Below are 18,247 nucleotides of genomic sequence, written 5' to 3' on the forward strand. Positions count from 1 at the left end.
TGAAATGGATAGGTGAATTGAACTTATATGCAAATAATACCAATATCATATCCCATTGATTTTGATACTCCGCGCGTATTTGTCGGAGAGCAGGTAGTCGCTATAGGTGATTTTGATGGTGTTCACTTGGGGCACCGAGAGGTCATTGGACGAGCGTTACTTACTGCTAAAAAGCTGAATCTTCCGACGGCGATCATGACTTTCCACCCGCATCCCAGATCGGTAATGGGGCAGGATAAATACATTGATCTTTTGACACCGATGAAAGAGAAGATGGAGATATTTGCCTCGCTTGGCGTCAATCATACCTATATAGTTACCTTCGACGCTTCGCTAATGCGATTGTCCCCGGAGCTATTCGTGGATCAAGTCTTGGATCGGCTAGGTGTGAACAGCGTCATTTGCGGTTTTGACTTTACTTTCGGCTATCAAGGCAAAGGAAACCCGGATTCGCTTTGCGAATTGAGTCACGGGAAATTTTCTGTAGAAGTGGTGAGACCTTTTCAAATGGACGGCGAAAAAGTTAGTTCTACACTCATTCGTGAATCGTTGCAACAAGGGGATATTGACACAGTTACAAGACTTCTTGGTCGTCCCTACAGCATTAGCGGCATCGTGATAGATGGAGAAAAGCGAGGAAGACTGCTAGGGTTTCCAACAGCTAATTTGCAATTGGACGAGACCTATGTTATTCCTACAAATGGCGTGTATGCGATTAAAGCTTCAATCAAAGGGGAAACCTATAAAGGCGTCATGAATATTGGCGTAAAGCCGACTTTCGCGACTGGGGAGTTGAAACCATCGTTTGAAGCTCATTTATTTGATTTCTCCGAGCAAATTTATGGCGAACAAATGAAGGTTGAACTCATTGCTTTCCTTCGTCCCGAGCGTAAATTTTCGTCCATTGACGAGCTGATTGCGCAAATCAAGGTAGATGCGGAAGCTGCGAAAAATAAACTAGAATAAATCATACCGAAACAAACATTTACTTCTACTATGTGGTTATGGTATACTGATTAACGTTGCCCAAAGGACAATTCCTTTGGCATGAACCTAAGCTTGGTTAGACGCTATCATCGGCGATTTCTAGGCTTATGGGGATACAATAGAATTTAGGAGATGAACAATCATGGCATTAACACAAGAGCGCAAAACACAACTGATTCAAACTCACAAGGTACACGATACCGACACAGGTTCACCTGAGGTACAAGTAGCAATCCTTACTGAGAACATTGTAAACCTTACGAACCACCTTCGTACACACAAGAAAGATCACCACTCCCGTCGTGGTTTGCTTAAAATGGTTGGACAACGCCGTAAGCTTCTTGCTTACGTGAAGAACAAAGATGTAAGCCGTTATAGTGCTTTGATCGAGAAGCTTGGTTTGCGTCGATAAAACCGACAATGAGAAGCAACCTGTTGCTCCTTTGCTGGGCTTGATAAAGCTTGCGCAGAGAGTGGCAACGAGGTTGCTTTTTCTTGTATTTTTAAAACGGAAAAAGAAGGAAATACTACACACTACGCAGAAATAGAGGATGACTCAAGTGCTAGGCAAGTTTTTGGATACATACGGAGTCTAAGGTTTGAGGTATCGACCTCCTTTTCTGTGAATGCGTATCAAGACACATAATGAATAAGAAATTTCCTTAGGAGGATTTTATGGAGAAAAGGGTACAAATGGAACTTGGCGGTAAACCGTTCATTCTTGAAACGGGCCGACTTGCCAAACAAGCCAATGCAGCAGTTACCGTTCGCTATGGTGACACGGTTGTGCTAAGTACAGTTACAGCATCCAGCGGACCGAAAGACTTGGATTTCTTCCCGTTGACTGTCAATTATGAAGAAAGACTATATTCCGTAGGTAAAATTCCAGGCGGATTTATTAAGCGTGAAGGTCGCCCAAGCGAAAAGGCAATTCTTGCGAGCCGTTTGACGGATCGTCCGATTCGTCCGCTATTTCCTGAAGGATTCCGTAACGATGTCCAAATCGTATCCATGGTGATGAGCGTGGATCAAGAATGTCCACCAGAAATCGCGGCAATGATCGGTACTTCCGCAGCGCTGGCCATTTCTGATGTTCCTTTCAACGGTCCTGTTGGCGGTGTCATTGTTGGACGTGTGGATGGTCAATTCGTAATCAACCCAACAGGTGAAATTGCGGAGAAAAGTGATCTTCATTTAACGGTTGCAGGAACAAAAGACGCAATCATGATGGTTGAAGCAGGCGCCAACGAAGTATCCGAGGACGTTGTGCTCGAAGCGATTATGTACGGACATGATGAAATCCGCAAAATTGTTGCTGTTATTGAGGAATTGGTTGAAATCGCAGGCAAGCCGAAAATGGAAGTGAAACTCCACACGGTTGATGCTGATGTAAGCAAAGCAGTTCGCGACTTCGCGCAGGCTAGATTAGTCGATGCCATCAAAATTTCCGAGAAACATGCTAGACAAGAAGCAATTGACGTTGTGAACGCTGAAGCGGTGGAACATTTTACAGCTTTGTATGCGGAAACACCGGAGTTGTTAGGCGATGTTAAAGAAACTCTTTATGATATCGTCAAAGAAGAAGTTCGCCGTTTGATTACGCATGATAAAGTTAGACCGGATGGACGTAAACTGGAAGAAATTCGCGCGATTGACTGCGATATCGACTTGCTGCCGCGCACGCACGGATCAGGCTTGTTCACACGTGGGCAAACACAAGCATTAAGCGTTTGTACATTAGGCGCATTAGGCGATGTTCAAATTCTGGATGGCTTGGATCTTACAGAAACTAAACGATTCATGCATCACTATAATTTCCCTCCGTTCTCTGTAGGTGAAGCAAGACCGCTTCGTCCGCCGGGCCGTCGTGAAATCGGACATGGTGCGCTAGGGGAGAGAGCTTTAGAGCCTATCATTCCTAACGAAACCGATTTCCCTTACACGATTCGTCTCGTATCAGAGGTACTTGAATCCAACGGTTCTACATCCCAAGCAAGTATTTGTGCAAGTACATTAGCGCTTATGGATGCTGGTGTGCCAATTAAAGCACCGGTTGCTGGTATTGCGATGGGGCTGATTAAAGACGGCGACCACTTCTCCATTTTGTCCGATATTCAAGGGATGGAAGATCATCTTGGCGATATGGACTTCAAAGTTGCGGGTACAGCTGAAGGGATTACAGCGCTTCAAATGGATATCAAAATTGATGGTATCGATCGCAGCATCCTGCAGCAATCTTTGCAGCAAGCCAAAGAAGGCCGTTTGCACATTTTAGGCAAAATGGTTTCACGTATTTCGGAACCGAAGAAAACTCTTTCCGAATATGCACCGAAAATCTTGACAATGAACATCAACCCTGACAAAATCCGTGATGTTATCGGAGCAGGCGGTAAAATCATCAACAAGATTATTGAAGAAACTGGCGTGAAAATTGATATCGAGCAAGACGGCCGTGTTTTCATTGCTTCATCAAATCAAGCAATGAACGAAAAAGCACGTTCCATTATTGAAGGTATCGTGCGTGAGGTTATCGTCGGTGAAACGTATCTTGGTACTGTAAAACGCGTTGAGAAATTCGGAGCTTTCGTTGAGATCCTGCCAGGTAAAGAAGGTCTGGTTCATATTTCTCAAATCTCCACAGAGCGCGTAGCGAAAGTGGAAGATGTCGTTAACGTTGGCGATCAAATCACAGTCAAAGTAACGGAAATTGACCAACAAGGAAGAGTTAACCTTTCTCGCAAAGCTACATTAACTTCGCAAGTCCCGGCTCAAACCTAGAGCCGAGTGACTTGTGAAGTCCCTTTTTCATAGATTAAGTCATGGATAAAGAGTCAGATGAATCTGTCTCTTTTTTGCTATTTCGTTAGACATGGACATGCCGGTTCTACTCTTGTCCCTTTCTGCATACACTCAGGACATGAGGAGAAGGGGGATCAGTCTATGCGCTACAAGAAATGGCTTCTACTTGGAAGTTTTTTTGCTATGATTATGCTTGCCTTAGATACTATCCCTAATGTGGGTGCTTATATTCAGTCCGTGAAAACTGGACAAAGTCCCTATGTATTCGGGACCGATTGGGAGGACGAAGAAGCGCTTCCGGTTTTTGCAATGGACCCGGCATCTGGTTCTATCCAATCGACTCCGTCTAAAAGCAATAATTTATTAGATACAATTACGCAAGAAGCGGAGAAACGTAAAATTGCTCCGATCAATGCGAAATTAGATCCTGTGTGGAAAGCAATTCCTGGCTATAACGGTCTAGAAGTCGATATTCCTGAAACGCTTAAACTGGCTCAGCACAAGTTGACGCCTGGCAAAATCAATTATGTCATGAAAGAAGTTCCCCCTAGTATCCAGTTGGATGATTTGGGACCAAACCCCATCTATAAAGGCAATCCCAAAAAGCCAATGGTCTCATTTATGATCAATGTTGCTTGGGGGAATGAGTATTTGCCGAGCATTTTAGAGACGCTACGCAAAGAAAACGTGCACGCCACATTTTTCCTCGATGGGTCTTGGTTGAATAAAAATGTTGAGATGGCGAAAACGATTCAGAATGCAGGTCATGAATTGTCCAATCATGCTTATTCCCATAAGGATATGAGGAACGTCAGCCGGAGTAAGGCTGTTGAGGAAATCTCCAAAACGGAACAGTTGCTGAAGCAGCAGTTAGGCGTGCATAACACACTATTTGCCCCGCCTTCGGGGTATTTTAACCAAGAAACGGTCCAAGTAGCATCCGAGTTTAAACTAAAGACGGTATTATGGACTTTTGATACGATTGATTGGAAAAATCCCGGAGCAGACCGCATTCTGCAGAGGCTTTCCACCAGTGTTGAGCCAGGCTCGCTTATTCTGATGCATCCAACGCCTTCTTCCAGAGACGCACTGCCAGGGATGATTCGAATGATTAAAAATAAGGGATTAACCATGGGTACGGTAACGGAATTACTTTCCTCCAAACGGGTTGAAGAAGCGAACCAAATTGTCAACTGAGTGATGGAGAACTTGCAAAGTTGAGTCGCTCGCACATTTTTGTTAGACTGAGGAAGTATAATTTGGAAATGGGACTTTACGGGCTTCATTTTGAGGAGGAAACTTAGTGATCAAATATCGCTTACATAATGGCTTGAGAGTGGTTATGGAACAAATCCCTACTTTTCGATCGGTCACGTTCGGAATTTGGGTAAAAACTGGCTCACGTAATGAGTCTCAAGAACAAAACGGCATTTCGCACTTTATTGAACACATGCTGTTCAAAGGAACGGAGCGCCATTCAGCAAAAGATATTGCAGAGATATTTGACGGAATTGGCGGAAATGTCAATGCTTTTACCTCCAAAGAGTATACTTGCTATTATGCCAAAGTACTCGATGAGCATTTGCCGCTAGCTATGGATGTACTTTCCGACATGTTCTTCCGTTCTTCCTTTGATGAAGGGGAGCTGGAGAAAGAAAAGGGAGTCATTTATGAAGAGATTTCGATGTATGAAGACACGCCTGACGATTTGGTCCATGATTTATTAGCGAAAGCTTCATATGGGACTCATCCATTAGGTTATACGATTCTCGGGACGGCAGAGAATTTATCCAAAATGAAGTCGGATGATCTTCGTAATTATATGAAGAAACATTATAATACGGAGAATACGGTGCTTAGCATTGCCGGCAATATTGATGACAGTGTTCGTGAACTGATTGAGAAGCATTTTGGTGGATTCGCACAAACGGGGGAAGAAACGAGCTATGATGCGCCGGATTTTCTTGGAGAATTGATTTTCCATGCCAAAAAAACAGAGCAAAATCATATCTGTCTCTCACTGCCAGGTCTCTCCTTACAAGAGGAAAACCTGTACCCCATGGTGCTGCTCAATAACGCAATTGGTGGGGGCATGAGCTCCAGGCTGTTTCAAGAAATCCGTGAGAAGCGCGGCTTAGCTTATTCGGTGTATTCGTACCATTCTTCCCATATCGATAGCGGCATGTTTACTATCTATACTGGGACAGCACCTAAACAAACAGAAGAAGTCTTGAAAGTAACGATGGAGCTGCTTCATGATATAGCGGTAAAAGGGATGCTGGAATCCGAGTTGAAAAAAGGGAAAGAACAGTTGAAGGGCAGCCTGATTCTTAGTCTTGAGAGTACGAGCAGCCGCATGAACCGTTTTGGGAAAAATGAGTTGATGACCGGCAAGCACTACAGTCTGGATGAAATGCTTGAACGCATTGACAGCGTACAAATGGAGCACATTCAAGCGTTAACCAAAACATTATTCTCAACACCGTTTGCTCTGTCAATGGTTGGGAATTCCGATGATGTCATTAGCAGCTTCAGGAGGGATCAGCTTGTCTCTCTCTAAGTTTGAAGTCCAAATAAAACGTGTTTCCGGGCAGGAAGATATCCTCTTGCCACAGAAAATGTCTGCAGCCGCAAGCGGATTTGACCTTCATGCTGCTGTAAGCGAACCTGTTATACTTGCTCCGGGTGAGCGTAGGCTTATTCCTACTGGTTTTGCACTGAGCATGCCGCCGGAACTTGAAGCGCAGATCCGGCCAAGAAGCGGATTGGCATTCAAATATGGCATTACGACGTTGAATTCACCAGGAACAATTGATGCTGATTATCGTGGTGAAGTGAAGGTGCTGCTGATTAATCATGGACAGGAAGCTTTCACAATTGGGCGCAATGAGCGCATTGCCCAAATGGTATTTCAGCTTGTACCACAGATTGATCTAGTCGAAGTTAATGAGTTGACGGAAACGGAGCGGGGCTCAGGTGGATTCGGTCACACAGGACGATAATAAGTAGTAGAAAGAACCTCTGTATAGGGGTTCTTTTTTTGTTTCAAAAAGCAGTGGCACCCATCCTTAGGCGAACGCATACTATAACGTATCGAAACGGACCGAGAAAGGGGTGTAAGCAAAGAATGCTTACTGGGATTTCGGTTGCTTTCATGGGTGGAGACGCCCGGCAGCTAGAAGTAATTCAGAAATTTACCGAGCTTGATGCATCAGTGACATTATTCGGTTTTGACAATCTCGGGAGGCAATTTAGCAGTGTTTCCAACGCGAAACTAGATCCCGTGCTGCTTCAAACGATTGATGTTCTTATCTTGCCGGCTGTAGGTACGGATGATTCGGGACAAGTGGAATCTATCTTTTCAAGCGATGAACTGAGATTGACGGACGTTCATATTTCTTCGCTGCCGAAGCATGCCAAGGTGTACACAGGAATGGCCAAAAGTTATTTGAAAAATCTTTGTGCCGCGCATGGAATAGGCGTTGTGGAGTTATTTGATCGGGACGATGTCGCGATATACAACTCCATTCCAACAGCTGAAGGCGCGCTGATGATGGCGATACAGAACACGGATATTACCATTCATGGTTCTGTATGTATGGTTTTGGGTTTTGGTCGTACGGGTTTCACTATGGCCAAAACACTGCAAGGTTTAGGGGCTACCGTTAAGGTAGGGGTAAGGAAACCAGAGCATTTCGCAAGGGCGTGGGAGATGGGTTTTCAGCCTTTTTACACGAAAGATCTGTATCCGGAAGTGGGGAATATTGACTTGCTTTTTAACACAATTCCGACTATGATAGTCACAGCGCAAGTTATTACCAATATCCCACATCGCGCGCTGATCATCGATTTGGCTTCTAAACCCGGTGGAACGGACTTCCGATTTGCCGAGAAAAGAGGCATCAAAGCGATGCTTGCGCCCGGATTACCTGGCATCGTCGCCCCCAAAACAGCTGGCCGCATCATGGCGAACACACTAAGTCAGCTGATCGAGGAAGACTTCAGAGACAGGAGCGATGTGGAATGAATTGGCAAGGGAAAACAGTCGGTTACGCGTTAACCGGTTCTCACTGTACGCTGGAAGAGGTAATGCCTCAAATTCAGAGATTTGTAGATGCTGGTGCACGTGTCATTCCGATTGTATCAAATACGATCATGACAACGGACACTCGTTTCGGTAAATCGGCAGATTGGCAGCAGCAGTTAAAGGACATAACAGGCAACAACATCATTTCGACAATTGTAGATGCAGAACCACTAGGTCCATCCAAGCTGCTTGATGTGATGGTTATTGCGCCGTGCACAGGAAATACAACTAGTAAGCTAGCAAATGCGATGACAGAAAGTCCTGTACTTATGGCTGCCAAAGCGCAAATGCGGAACTTACGTCCGCTTGTTTTAGCTATTTCTACCAATGACGGACTGGGTTTGAATGCGATGAATATCGCTAAGCTTCTGATTACGAAGAACATTTATTTTGTTCCTTTTGGTCAAGATGCACCTGGAGCTAAGCCAAATTCGTTGGTGGCTCGCATGGACTTGATTATGGAAGCTTGTGAATCTGCGTTGGATGGCAAGCAATTGCAACCCATGATTATTGAGAGATTTCAGTACTAATTTCATATATAAATCTTGAAGGGGAGAGACCAGCTCATGTCCAACCAGAAGCTTTTCAACATTGCAGTCGTCGGAGCAACAGGCGCAGTAGGTGAACAAATCATCCGTCTATTAGAACAACGGAATTTCCCCATCAAGGAATTAAAATTGCTTTCTTCCGCACGCTCAGCGGGTGTCAAGATCCCTTTCAAGGGCCAAGAGGTAACGGTTCAAGAAGCTACCCCAGACAGCTTTGAGGGTGTGGATATTGCCTTGTTTAGCGCTGGTGGCGACGTGACTAAAGCGTTAGCTCCGCACGCGGTAAATGCAGGTGCAATTTGTATTGATAACACAAGTGCTTACCGAATGGATCCAGACACACCTCTGGTTGTTCCAGAAGTGAATGTTGACAAAATCAACGAGCACAAAGGTATCATTGCAAATCCGAACTGTTCCACGATTCAGATGGTTGCAACCCTGAAGCCTTTATACGATCGTTACGGCATTTCCCGCATCATCGTATCGACGTATCAAGCTGTTTCTGGAGTGGGCGCGAAAGCGATTCATGAAATGTTGAGACAATCGAAAGAGGTACTTGCAGGTAACGATGCGAATCCGGACATTTTGCCAGTGGGCTCATTGCCGGTGAAACACCAAATCGCTTTTAATGCAATCCCTCAAATCGATAAGTTCCTCGACAATGGCTTTACCAATGAAGAGATGAAAATGATTCTTGAAACGAAAAAAATTATGGGTGACGAGTCCATTGAAGTGACTGCCACTTGTGTGCGTATCCCTGTTGTGTATGGACATTCAGAGTCCGTTTACGTGGAATTGAAGGAAGATTTCGACGTAGAAGAAGTGAAAACATTGCTTGCAGATGCTCCTGGTATCGTTCTAGTTGACAATCCGGCTGAGCAGCAATATCCACTAGCAACAGATGCAGCGGGCAAGCTGGAAACTTTTGTTGGACGCGTACGCCGCGATTTGAGCAACCCAAAAGCACTGAATATGTGGATTGTTTCTGACAACCTGCTCAAAGGCGCTGCTTGGAATGCTGTGCAAATTGCTGAATATATTGCTATAGAACAATAATCAGCATTACTGCGATTAAGTTGCAGTGAATATGGGGGAAACTCATGCGAATCCTTGTACAGAAATTCGGAGGTACCTCGCTTTCCACCGCACAGGCTAGAGAACATGTTATTGGACATATTCAAGATGCACTAATCGATGAATACAAATTAGTCGTTGTTGTTTCTGCGATGGGACGTAAAGGGGAACCCTATGCGACTGACACGCTCTTAGATCTTGTTCGTAAGAACGGAGAGGGGCTGCCGGCGCGGGAACTCGATATGCTAATGGGCTGCGGAGAGTTAATTTCTGCGGTACATTTGTGCAGTTTATTGCAGTCTAGAGGCATACGCTCAACAGTTTTGACAGGTGGGCAAGCTGGTATTTTAACAAATGACGATCATGGTAACGCTAAGATTGTTGCTATGCAGCCTAACCGTATTCTAGAGTTACTGGAACAAGATATGGTCGTTATTGTTACTGGTTTTCAAGGTAAAACAAGCGAGGATGAGCTGACTACGCTGGGACGCGGAGGTAGTGATACATCAGCGACTGCGTTAGGAGCAGCACTGAAAGCCGAGATTGTTGATATTTTCACTGACGTGAATGGGATAATGACAGCGGATCCAAGAATTGTGGAGGACGCTAAACCGCTCATTCGAGTCAGTTTTGCCGAAATTTGCAATATGGCGCACAATGGCGCCAAAGTGATTCATCCGCGTGCCGTAGAAGTCGCTATGCACGCTAATATTCCGATCCGGGTGCGATCCACGTTCACGAAGGAATTAGGCACTTTGGTTACAGCTTCAGACAGTATCCCGCATGACTTGAATCAAGTAAAAGACCGATTTGTTACGGGGATTGCCCATTTTACGAACATTACGCAAATCTATGTGGCTGCCGTTGAGGGGCAATTTGATCTGCAGCTTCGTGTGTTCAAAACGATGGCGCAGAACCAAATCAGTGTTGATTTTATCAGTGTGAATCCATCGGCAGTTGTTTATACCGTTTTCGACCATGAAGCCGAACGTGCAGTTAAGCTGCTCAGAAGCCATGGTTACGAACCCCATGCTTTAAGTGGATGTGCCAAGGTATCTGTGATCGGCGGGGGGATGAACGGTGTGCCGGGAATTATGGCGCAAATTGTAGAGGCTTTAACGGTAGAAGACATACGGATCTTGCAATCAGCCGATTCGAATACGACGATATGGGTGCTTGTTCAAGGTGAAGATATGATTAAATCGGTTAAAGCATTACATCATAAATTTGGTTTAAATAAATGAATATGAGATTCAGGAGGTGCAAACGGTGGATTTTGGAAGAGTAATCACAGCCATGGTCACTCCGTTTGACGAGCAATTACAAGTCAACTGGGACCAAGTAGAACCGCTAATCAATTATTTGATCGAAGAGCAGCAGTCTGATAGCCTCGTAATTTGTGGGACCACTGGTGAGGCGCCTACATTAACCGACGAGGAGAAGCTGAAGCTGATCGAGCTATCCGTTCGTTATGCCCGAGGTCGTTGCAAGATCATTGCAGGCACTGGAAGCAATGACACGGCACACACCATCCATTTCTCACAAAAAGTTGAGAAACTCGGAGTCGATGCTTTGCTCATCGTAGCACCTTACTATAACCGCCCGTCGCAAGAGGGGTTGTACCAGCATTTTAAAGCAGTTGCTGAATCCGTTAACGTCAGTATCATGCTTTATAATGTACCGGGTCGTACAGGTGTCAATTTGGATGCAGAGACAACCATTCGTCTTTCCCACATTTCGAATATTGTGGCAACCAAGGATTGTGCGAACACGGATCAATTAACCCGTATTCTTAACGATGCAGCCCCTGGTTTTCTAGTATACAGCGGGGATGACAGCAATGCCCTGCCAGCATTATCCGTAGGTTGTCATGGAATTATTAGTGTTGCGAGCCATGTGATTGGAAAAGAAATGCAATCTATGGTAAAGTATTATTTAGAAGGTAACATTCAGCAAGCGGCAGAGCTTCATCGTAAGCTGCACCCTGTGTTTATTGGCATTTTCCGTGTTCCGAGTCCTGCTCCAATCAAGCATGCTCTTGCACTGAAAGGTATCCAAACAGGGGGCGTGAGACTTCCGTTAGTTCGAGTATCCGAGCAAGAAGGACAATTCATCCAATCACTTTTTGTATGATAACGCCTAATGAATCGGTGCTCCGGCATCGGTTTTCTTTTTTTGGGGAAGCTATTGTAATCGGTATTAACTTGTATTTGTTGTTTTTTTTCATGTATAATGGTTGCAAGTGACTAGTTCGGTTTTTCATCTAAAATTCGTCGTCCAATCTTAGAAGGAGGTATATTCTTGTCCAAAAAAAATATTGATAAACTTTTGATCTTCGCTCTTGGCGGCGTGGGCGAAATCGGAAAAAATATGTATTGCGTTCAGTATGCGAACGATATCATCGTCATTGATAGTGGTTTGAAATTTCCTGAGCAGGACATGCTCGGAATTGATATTGTCATTCCAGATATCGGATACTTAACGGAGAATCGGGATAAAGTACGCGGCATTATCATTACTCACGGCCATGAAGATCATATCGGCGGCTTACCTTACGTGCTTAAGCACCTTAATGTTCCACTGTATGCGACTAAACTTACAATGGGTCTCATTGAGGCGAAGCTGAAGGAAGCGAACTTGCTCGGTACAACAAACCGGATCCTTATTAACGCGGATTCCGTACTTTCTTTAGGCACTATTACTGCAACATTCTTCAAAACTAATCACAGTATCCCTGATTCTGTAGGTGTCGCTCTGGATACACCGGAAGGTGTGGTTGTGCATACAGGAGATTTCAAATTTGATCAAACTCCTGTGAATGATCAATATGCCGATTTGCACCGCATGGCAGAGATCGGGAAGAAAGGCGTTCTTGCCTTGCTTTCTGACAGTACCAATGCAGAACGACCTGGTTACACAGGCTCGGAGCGCAGTGTAGGTATTGAGATTGAAGAAGTGTTCCGTAAAGCTAAACAGAGAGTGGTTATTGCAACTTTTGCATCTAACATTCATCGTGTACAACAGGTGTTTGATGCAGCGGCTGCAACGAATCGTAAAGTTACCGTTATTGGTCGAAGCATGGTTAATGTGGTATCGATTGCAAGCGAATTAGGTTACTTGAACATTCCGGACGGCATGTTGATTGAGCCAGAAGAAGTGAACAAGCTTGCTGCTGACCGTGTTGTCATTCTTTCCACAGGAAGCCAAGGCGAGCCGATGTCTGCACTTACAAGAATGGCACGTTCCACCCACCGTAAAGTTGATATTTTACCAGGTGATACGGTCATTATTGCAGCTACGCCGATTCCAGGAAATGAACGTGATGTAGGTCGTACCGTAGATGAATTGTTCCGTATCGGTGCTAATGTGATTTACGGACCAGGTTCAGTGACCGGTGTACACGTATCAGGTCACGGCAGTCAAGAAGAATTGAAGCTTATGCTCAATTTAATGAAGCCGAAATACTTTATTCCAATCCACGGTGAATATCGCATGCTCCGTCAGCATGGACTCCTTGCTGAGTCTGTAGGTATGGCGAAAGAAGATATTTTTATGTGTGATATCGGTGACACGGTAGAAATTCAAAATGGAGTTGCACGCAAAGGTTCCAAAGTTCAAAGCGGCAACATTCTGATTGATGGACTGGGCGTCGGAGATGTAGGCAACATTGTGTTGCGTGACCGTAAGTTACTGTCTCAGGACGGTATTCTTGTAGTCGTTGTTACTCTCAGTAAACAAGATGGCAAAATTTTATCCGGACCGGATATCATTTCTCGTGGATTCGTGTATGTACGTGAATCAGAGGGCCTCTTGGAAGAAGCCAATCGAATCGTTACCAATACATTAACGAAGTTAATGAACGAAAATGTAAATGAATGGGCATCTTTAAAAACTAATGTAAAAGATGTTCTCGGACGCTTTTTATATGAACAAACCAGAAGAAGACCAATGATCCTTCCAATTATCATGGAAGTCTAGGCTCGAACAGTCACTTGAACCTATGCAAATAGCAAAGCTCTCTCCGTCACTGGAGGGAGCTTTTTTCAGTCGGCCCAAAACAAAAAATGATGCATGAAAGGTACCAAGAATATTCATACTATGGGAGATTATGATCCAAGTCTGTAAGGATTGTTAGTCAAACATGAAGGGGGACTTATTGTGGCATCATCTACAGAACCGACGAAGCAGCAGGAACCAGTGACAGAGGAAGGGAAGAAAAATCCTGTTCTCGAAAATATTCAGCAATTAGGCCAAACCAATACGATTTCGGGTGAGTCGAACATTTTTTGTCTTACGATCATTGGCCAGGTGGAAGGCCATATCGTGCTCCCGCCGCAGAACAAAACAACGAAATACGAGCACCTCATCCCACAATTGGTCGCCGCGGAGCAGAATCCAAAGATTGAAGGCGTCATGATTATTTTAAATACAGTGGGTGGAGATGTTGAAGCGGGGTTAGCGATAGCAGAGATGGTGTCGACCCTCTCGAAGCCTTCAATCGCTTTAGTTCTAGGGGGAGGGCACAGCATCGGTGTTCCAATAGCGGTTTCAGCAGATTACTCCATTATTGCGGAGACTGCGACGATGACGATTCATCCAATCAGATTAAATGGCTTAATTATCGGTGTCCCGCAAACTTTTGAGTATCTGGATAAAATGCAAGAACGCGTCGTTCGATTCGTAACGAAACATTCCAATATAACGGAACAAAAGTTTAAAGAGTTGATGTTTAAGACGGGGGAGTTAACCAGAGATATCGGCACAACGGTCATTGGCGAGGATGCTGTGAAATACGGCTTAATCAACCAGGTCGGCGGAATCGGTGATGCCATTCGGGAGCTTAACAAGCGTATTGAGTCGAAAAAGGCAGCTATGGGCGGTGGCATGGTACAATGATTCACTATTCGGTCGTGCCTATGGATGTGATTTTTGAAGGGGCGGATACGTATGAGCCCAAGTTCATGGATATTGAGCAAGGCGGAATCATGATGCAGATTGAGCCAATTAGCGGCTTTCAAGCGCGTATTGTCAGACTGTACAGCTGTAACCCGCAGGACTATTTAAAACAGCAATATGCTCCTGGAACTATAATTTCTTATAGTCCAATTATGGAGACTTCACTCACATAAAGCGTTGTTCCTGTATCATCCCTCAAGCCAAATATGGTATAATGTGGACTTGGGGGTGACAAGCGTGGCGAAACGCAAGAAGAAGGGTAAGGCTTTAAAAACTAGCTTGTTATTCGAATTGTACGGGATTCTCATTTTGATTTTTTCCGTCATTGCACTTGCCCATCAAGGACATGTCGGAAACTCATTGATTTACCTTTTCCGCTTTTTTGTTGGAACGTGGTATTCGTTAGTGCCTCTCATTTTCATATATGTGGCCTTATATGCCATGATCAAACGAGCCTGGCCACAGATGGTGACGCCTAAGAAAGCAGGCATTTTGCTGTTTATTCTTGGACTTTTGATAAAAAATCACATTGATTTATTTGCTCAATTGTACCCGGATGGCGGATTTACGTCAGGCAAAATCATTTCGTCGACATGGAACGCCATGTTGGAGGGGCTGCATCCGACGGAAGCAGGCAAGGCTGCGCTTGAGCACGGGATAGGCGGCGGCATGATTGGCGCTATGCTGTACAGTATCTTGTACTTTTTATTTGACTACTTAGGTGCAAGATTAATTCAGTACGCCTTATTTGTCATAGGCTTTATTCTGGCTACCGGCATCTCTTATGTGGATATCGGCAACGTAATCCGCGGACGGTTCAGCAATGTCGGACAAAATTTCAAAGACAGAATGAAAGAATGGCTGCAGGATCGAGAAGGGCGACAACCCGCGCAAGTTGCCACGGCCACGGCCTCTGGAGCCAATGACAAGAAAGTAAAGAGGCAGGCTTATGTCCCTGTTGACGATGAGTTCGATGAAGAAGTATTCCAGCCTGTGAAACGGAAGAAATCACCGCTTATCATGGAGCTGCTGCGTCCTATTAAAGAAGGCCGCAAGAAAGCAACTGCAGCGGCAAGTGATGAGAATGAAGATGAATTTGTACATAATGCAGAAGAAACGGAAGCTTCCGAAGAAGTGGTTTACAAATCGAATGAAGTGCCATCTGCTGCCGAGATTCCATCGGAAGATCAGCCTGTCACACCGATCATTCGCGATTTTCAGGAACAAGTGTTTCAAGAAGCCCAACAATCGGCTAAACCTGTTTCGGCTGCATCAATAACGGCGATACCTAAGACAAAACCAGCTTCAGTTAGTGATGCAACTGCGGAAGATGAGCCTGTTACTTTAGAGTTTCAAGATCATGTACCGGCCGTTCAAACCCGTCCTTATGAGATGCCTGCACTCGATCTGCTGGCGAAGCCGGCTGTCGGCAAAGGCAGTGAGATGTCGGACTACAAAGCGAATGCCCGGAAGCTGGAAGCCACCTTGGAAAGCTTCGGTGTGCGTGCCAAAGTGCTCGAGGTCGTCAGGGGACCTGCTGTTACACGGTATGAGATTCAACCCGATGTCGGGGTGAAGGTAAGTCGAATTGTTTCCTTAACGGACGACATTGCGTTAGCGCTTGCCGCTAAGGATATTCGGATGGAAGCTCCGATTCCGGGTAAATCCGCAATTGGGATTGAGGTTCCAAATCTAGAGGTTTCCGTTGTAACGATGCGAGAAGTGATGGAAACATCAGCATTTCAAGAATCGAGTTCTCGCTTGTCTGTTGTACTCGGGAGGGATATTTCCGGACAACCTATCGTCGGGAATTTGGCTAGAATGCCCCACTTACTAGTAGCCGGTGCTACAGGTTCAGGTAAATCCGTATGTATCAACGGGATCATTACGAGTATCTTGTACAAAGCTAAACCGAATGAAGTCAAGTTTTTGATGATCGACCCCAAGATGGTTGAGTTAAATGTCTACAATGGAATACCGCATCTTCTGGCGCCGGTTGTAACAGATCCACGAAGAGCATCTTTGGCTCTTAAGAAAATCGTTGTTGAGATGGAGAAACGCTACGAGTTATTCTCGAAGAGTGGAACGCGAAATATTGAAGGCTACAATGCTATGCTGACTGAAAGCGGCACAGCGGCTCCACTGCCTTACTACGTTGTCATTGTAGACGAGTTGGCGGATTTAATGATGGTCGCAGCTAATGACGTAGAAGATTCGATCTGCCGATTAGCTCAGATGGCTCGTGCAGCAGGTATTCATTTGATTATTGCTACGCAAAGGCCTTCCGTTGATGTCATCACGGGGGTTATCAAAGCCAATATCCCTTCGCGTATTGCATTTGGTGTTTCTTCCCAAGTCGATTCACGGACCATTTTGGATATGGTTGGTGCCGAGAAGCTGCTAGGCCGAGGCGATATGCTTTATTTGCCTGTTGGAGCATCCAAGCCGGTACGTGTACAGGGAGCCTTTTTATCTGACCAAGAGGTCGAACATGTCGTAACTTTTGTACGTACACAAGAACAAGCCAATTACCAAGAAGAATTGGTACCGCAAGTTGAAGAAATGCCGGAACAACAAAATGAATTCGAGGACGAGCTGTATGATCAAGCCGTTCAAATCGTTTTGGAAGCGAAACAAGCCTCCGTTTCCTTACTTCAAAGACGCATGAGAGTTGGCTATACACGCGCAGCTAGGCTTGTAGACGCCATGGAAGCCAAAGGCGTTGTCGGCCCTTATGAGGGAAGCAAACCACGTGAAGTGCTAATGTCAATCGAGCAATACCAACACAATCGAATTAGTTGATAACAGATGTAAGATGATTACTTGGACACTCTCTTTCTGGAGAGTGTTTTTGTTTGCATAAACCAAGACCCCCTTTCTCATAATAAGCTAAGAAAAGTAAGAAAAGGCTCTTATTTGAAAAGTGAGGTTGAGAAGGGGAATGAATAAACGATTAATTGTAGTAACCTTTTGCATTGTTTTCGTATTGGTTGTTGCCTTCCAATTGAAAGGAAAGTTCAACCCGCCGGCGGAAGAAACGTTCAGCAAAAATGAGATACGTTATGGAGCTACGGGTGCAGACGTCAATGAGCTGCAAGGACGTTTGAAATTCATCGGTTTTTATGGCGGCAATATAGACGGTGATTATGGGTATAAGACATTAACGGCTGTGAAACGTTTCCAAGGCGAATTTGGGATGACCGTAGATGGAATTGTAGGGCCAAAAACAAAACTTAAACTATGGGAAGCTACGAAGAATTGGAAACCAACTGCACCAGCGACTGGAGGTAACACAGGCGGTGGTGGTGGAGGTGGCGGCGGAACTGCTGGTGGTACAGAGAATGCTGCTTCGGACCAAAAGCCGGCTAATCTTACTCCATCTAATAACCTTGGCCTCTCGGAGCAGGATATTAACTTGATGGCGAATGCTGTGAATGGTGAAGCACGCGGCGAGCCGTATGTTGGACAAGTAGCAGTAGCCGCAGTCATTTTGAACCGCGTCAAAAACCCGAGCTTTCCTAACACGGTTTCGGGTGTTATCTTTCAACCAGGTGCGTTTACCGCTGTAGCAGATGGCCAAATTTGGCTTACACCTAGCGAGTCGACGAAAAAAGCGGTTAAAGATGCATTAAGCGGCTGGGATCCTACAGGCGGGTGTATCTATTATTTTAACCCGGAAACAGCAACATCCAAGTGGATTTGGAGCCGACCACAAGTTAAGAATATTGGCAAGCATATTTTTTGTAAATAATTTTGAAATGGACAGGGAGAAGGAACCGGCATTGGTTGCTTCTCC

At 45.0% G+C, this 18,247-nt stretch carries 16 protein-coding genes; all 16 read left to right on the top strand.

Annotated features, from left to right (window positions below; genetic code table 11):
* The first annotated feature begins 27 nt into the window (after positions 1-27).
* The 16 genes from ACUN27_RS15665 to sleB all read left to right on the top strand — a co-directional run bounded on the left by ACUN27_RS15665 (position 28) and on the right by sleB (position 18,202).
* On the top strand, positions 28-966 hold the full coding sequence (locus ACUN27_RS15665; RefSeq protein WP_315951044.1) for a bifunctional riboflavin kinase/FAD synthetase: 939 nt from the start codon (positions 28-30) through the stop codon (positions 964-966).
* A gap of 163 nt (positions 967-1,129) precedes the next feature.
* On the top strand, positions 1,130-1,399 hold the full coding sequence (gene rpsO / locus ACUN27_RS15670; RefSeq protein WP_029195252.1) for a 30S ribosomal protein S15: 270 nt from the start codon (positions 1,130-1,132) through the stop codon (positions 1,397-1,399).
* Positions 1,400-1,662: 263 nt separating this feature from the next.
* Positions 1,663-3,765 (top strand): polyribonucleotide nucleotidyltransferase, encoded by a 2,103-nt coding sequence (gene pnp, locus ACUN27_RS15675; RefSeq protein WP_315951041.1) that lies wholly within the window; start codon positions 1,663-1,665, stop codon positions 3,763-3,765.
* Between the two features lie 162 nt (positions 3,766-3,927).
* Entirely contained in the window at positions 3,928-4,983 is a 1,056-nt protein-coding gene (locus tag ACUN27_RS15680; protein ID WP_445559164.1) for a polysaccharide deacetylase family protein, read from the top strand.
* A 106-nt stretch (positions 4,984-5,089) separates the two neighbouring features.
* Entirely contained in the window at positions 5,090-6,346 is a 1,257-nt protein-coding gene (locus tag ACUN27_RS15685; RefSeq protein WP_445559165.1) for a M16 family metallopeptidase, read from the top strand.
* Complete coding sequence (dut, locus tag ACUN27_RS15690) at positions 6,333-6,788, top strand: dUTP diphosphatase (protein WP_315951036.1); 456 nt, start codon at positions 6,333-6,335, stop codon at positions 6,786-6,788. The genes ACUN27_RS15685 and dut overlap by 14 nt, the downstream gene beginning before the upstream one ends.
* 125 nt (positions 6,789-6,913) lie before the next feature.
* Positions 6,914-7,813 (top strand): dipicolinate synthase subunit DpsA, encoded by a 900-nt coding sequence (gene dpsA / locus ACUN27_RS15695; protein WP_315951034.1) that lies wholly within the window; start codon positions 6,914-6,916, stop codon positions 7,811-7,813.
* Positions 7,810-8,403, top strand: coding sequence for a dipicolinate synthase subunit B (locus ACUN27_RS15700; RefSeq protein WP_127450986.1), 594 nt, complete (start codon positions 7,810-7,812; stop codon positions 8,401-8,403). Before dpsA ends, ACUN27_RS15700 begins: the two co-directional genes overlap by 4 nt.
* 36 nt (positions 8,404-8,439) lie before the next feature.
* Entirely contained in the window at positions 8,440-9,477 is a 1,038-nt protein-coding gene (locus ACUN27_RS15705) for an aspartate-semialdehyde dehydrogenase (protein ID WP_445559166.1), read from the top strand.
* Positions 9,478-9,521: 44 nt separating this feature from the next.
* Positions 9,522-10,739, top strand: a complete 1,218-nt coding sequence (dapG, locus tag ACUN27_RS15710; protein WP_315951032.1) for an aspartate kinase — start codon at positions 9,522-9,524, stop codon at positions 10,737-10,739.
* A 25-nt stretch (positions 10,740-10,764) separates the two neighbouring features.
* Positions 10,765-11,628 carry a 4-hydroxy-tetrahydrodipicolinate synthase gene (gene dapA, locus ACUN27_RS15715; protein ID WP_315951031.1) on the top strand — a complete coding sequence of 288 codons (864 nt, stop codon included), beginning with the start codon at positions 10,765-10,767 and terminating at the stop codon, positions 11,626-11,628.
* A 168-nt stretch (positions 11,629-11,796) separates the two neighbouring features.
* Entirely contained in the window at positions 11,797-13,473 is a 1,677-nt protein-coding gene (locus ACUN27_RS15720) for a ribonuclease J (RefSeq protein ID WP_127450978.1), read from the top strand.
* 177 nt (positions 13,474-13,650) lie between these two features.
* Positions 13,651-14,391: a ClpP family protease gene (locus tag ACUN27_RS15725; protein WP_379171920.1), complete on the top strand. Its 741-nt coding sequence runs from the start codon at positions 13,651-13,653 to the stop codon at positions 14,389-14,391.
* Positions 14,388-14,624, top strand: coding sequence for a YlzJ-like family protein (locus ACUN27_RS15730; protein WP_315951029.1), 237 nt, complete (start codon positions 14,388-14,390; stop codon positions 14,622-14,624). Before ACUN27_RS15725 ends, ACUN27_RS15730 begins: the two co-directional genes overlap by 4 nt.
* A gap of 64 nt (positions 14,625-14,688) precedes the next feature.
* Complete coding sequence (locus tag ACUN27_RS15735; RefSeq protein ID WP_315951028.1) at positions 14,689-17,253, top strand: DNA translocase FtsK; 2,565 nt, start codon at positions 14,689-14,691, stop codon at positions 17,251-17,253.
* A 139-nt stretch (positions 17,254-17,392) separates the two neighbouring features.
* Positions 17,393-18,202 carry a spore cortex-lytic enzyme gene (gene sleB, locus ACUN27_RS15740; RefSeq protein ID WP_315951027.1) on the top strand — a complete coding sequence of 270 codons (810 nt, stop codon included), beginning with the start codon at positions 17,393-17,395 and terminating at the stop codon, positions 18,200-18,202.
* Positions 18,203-18,247: the final 45 nt, after the last annotated feature.

The sequence above is a fragment of the Paenibacillus sp. WC2504 genome (assembly GCF_052682475.1).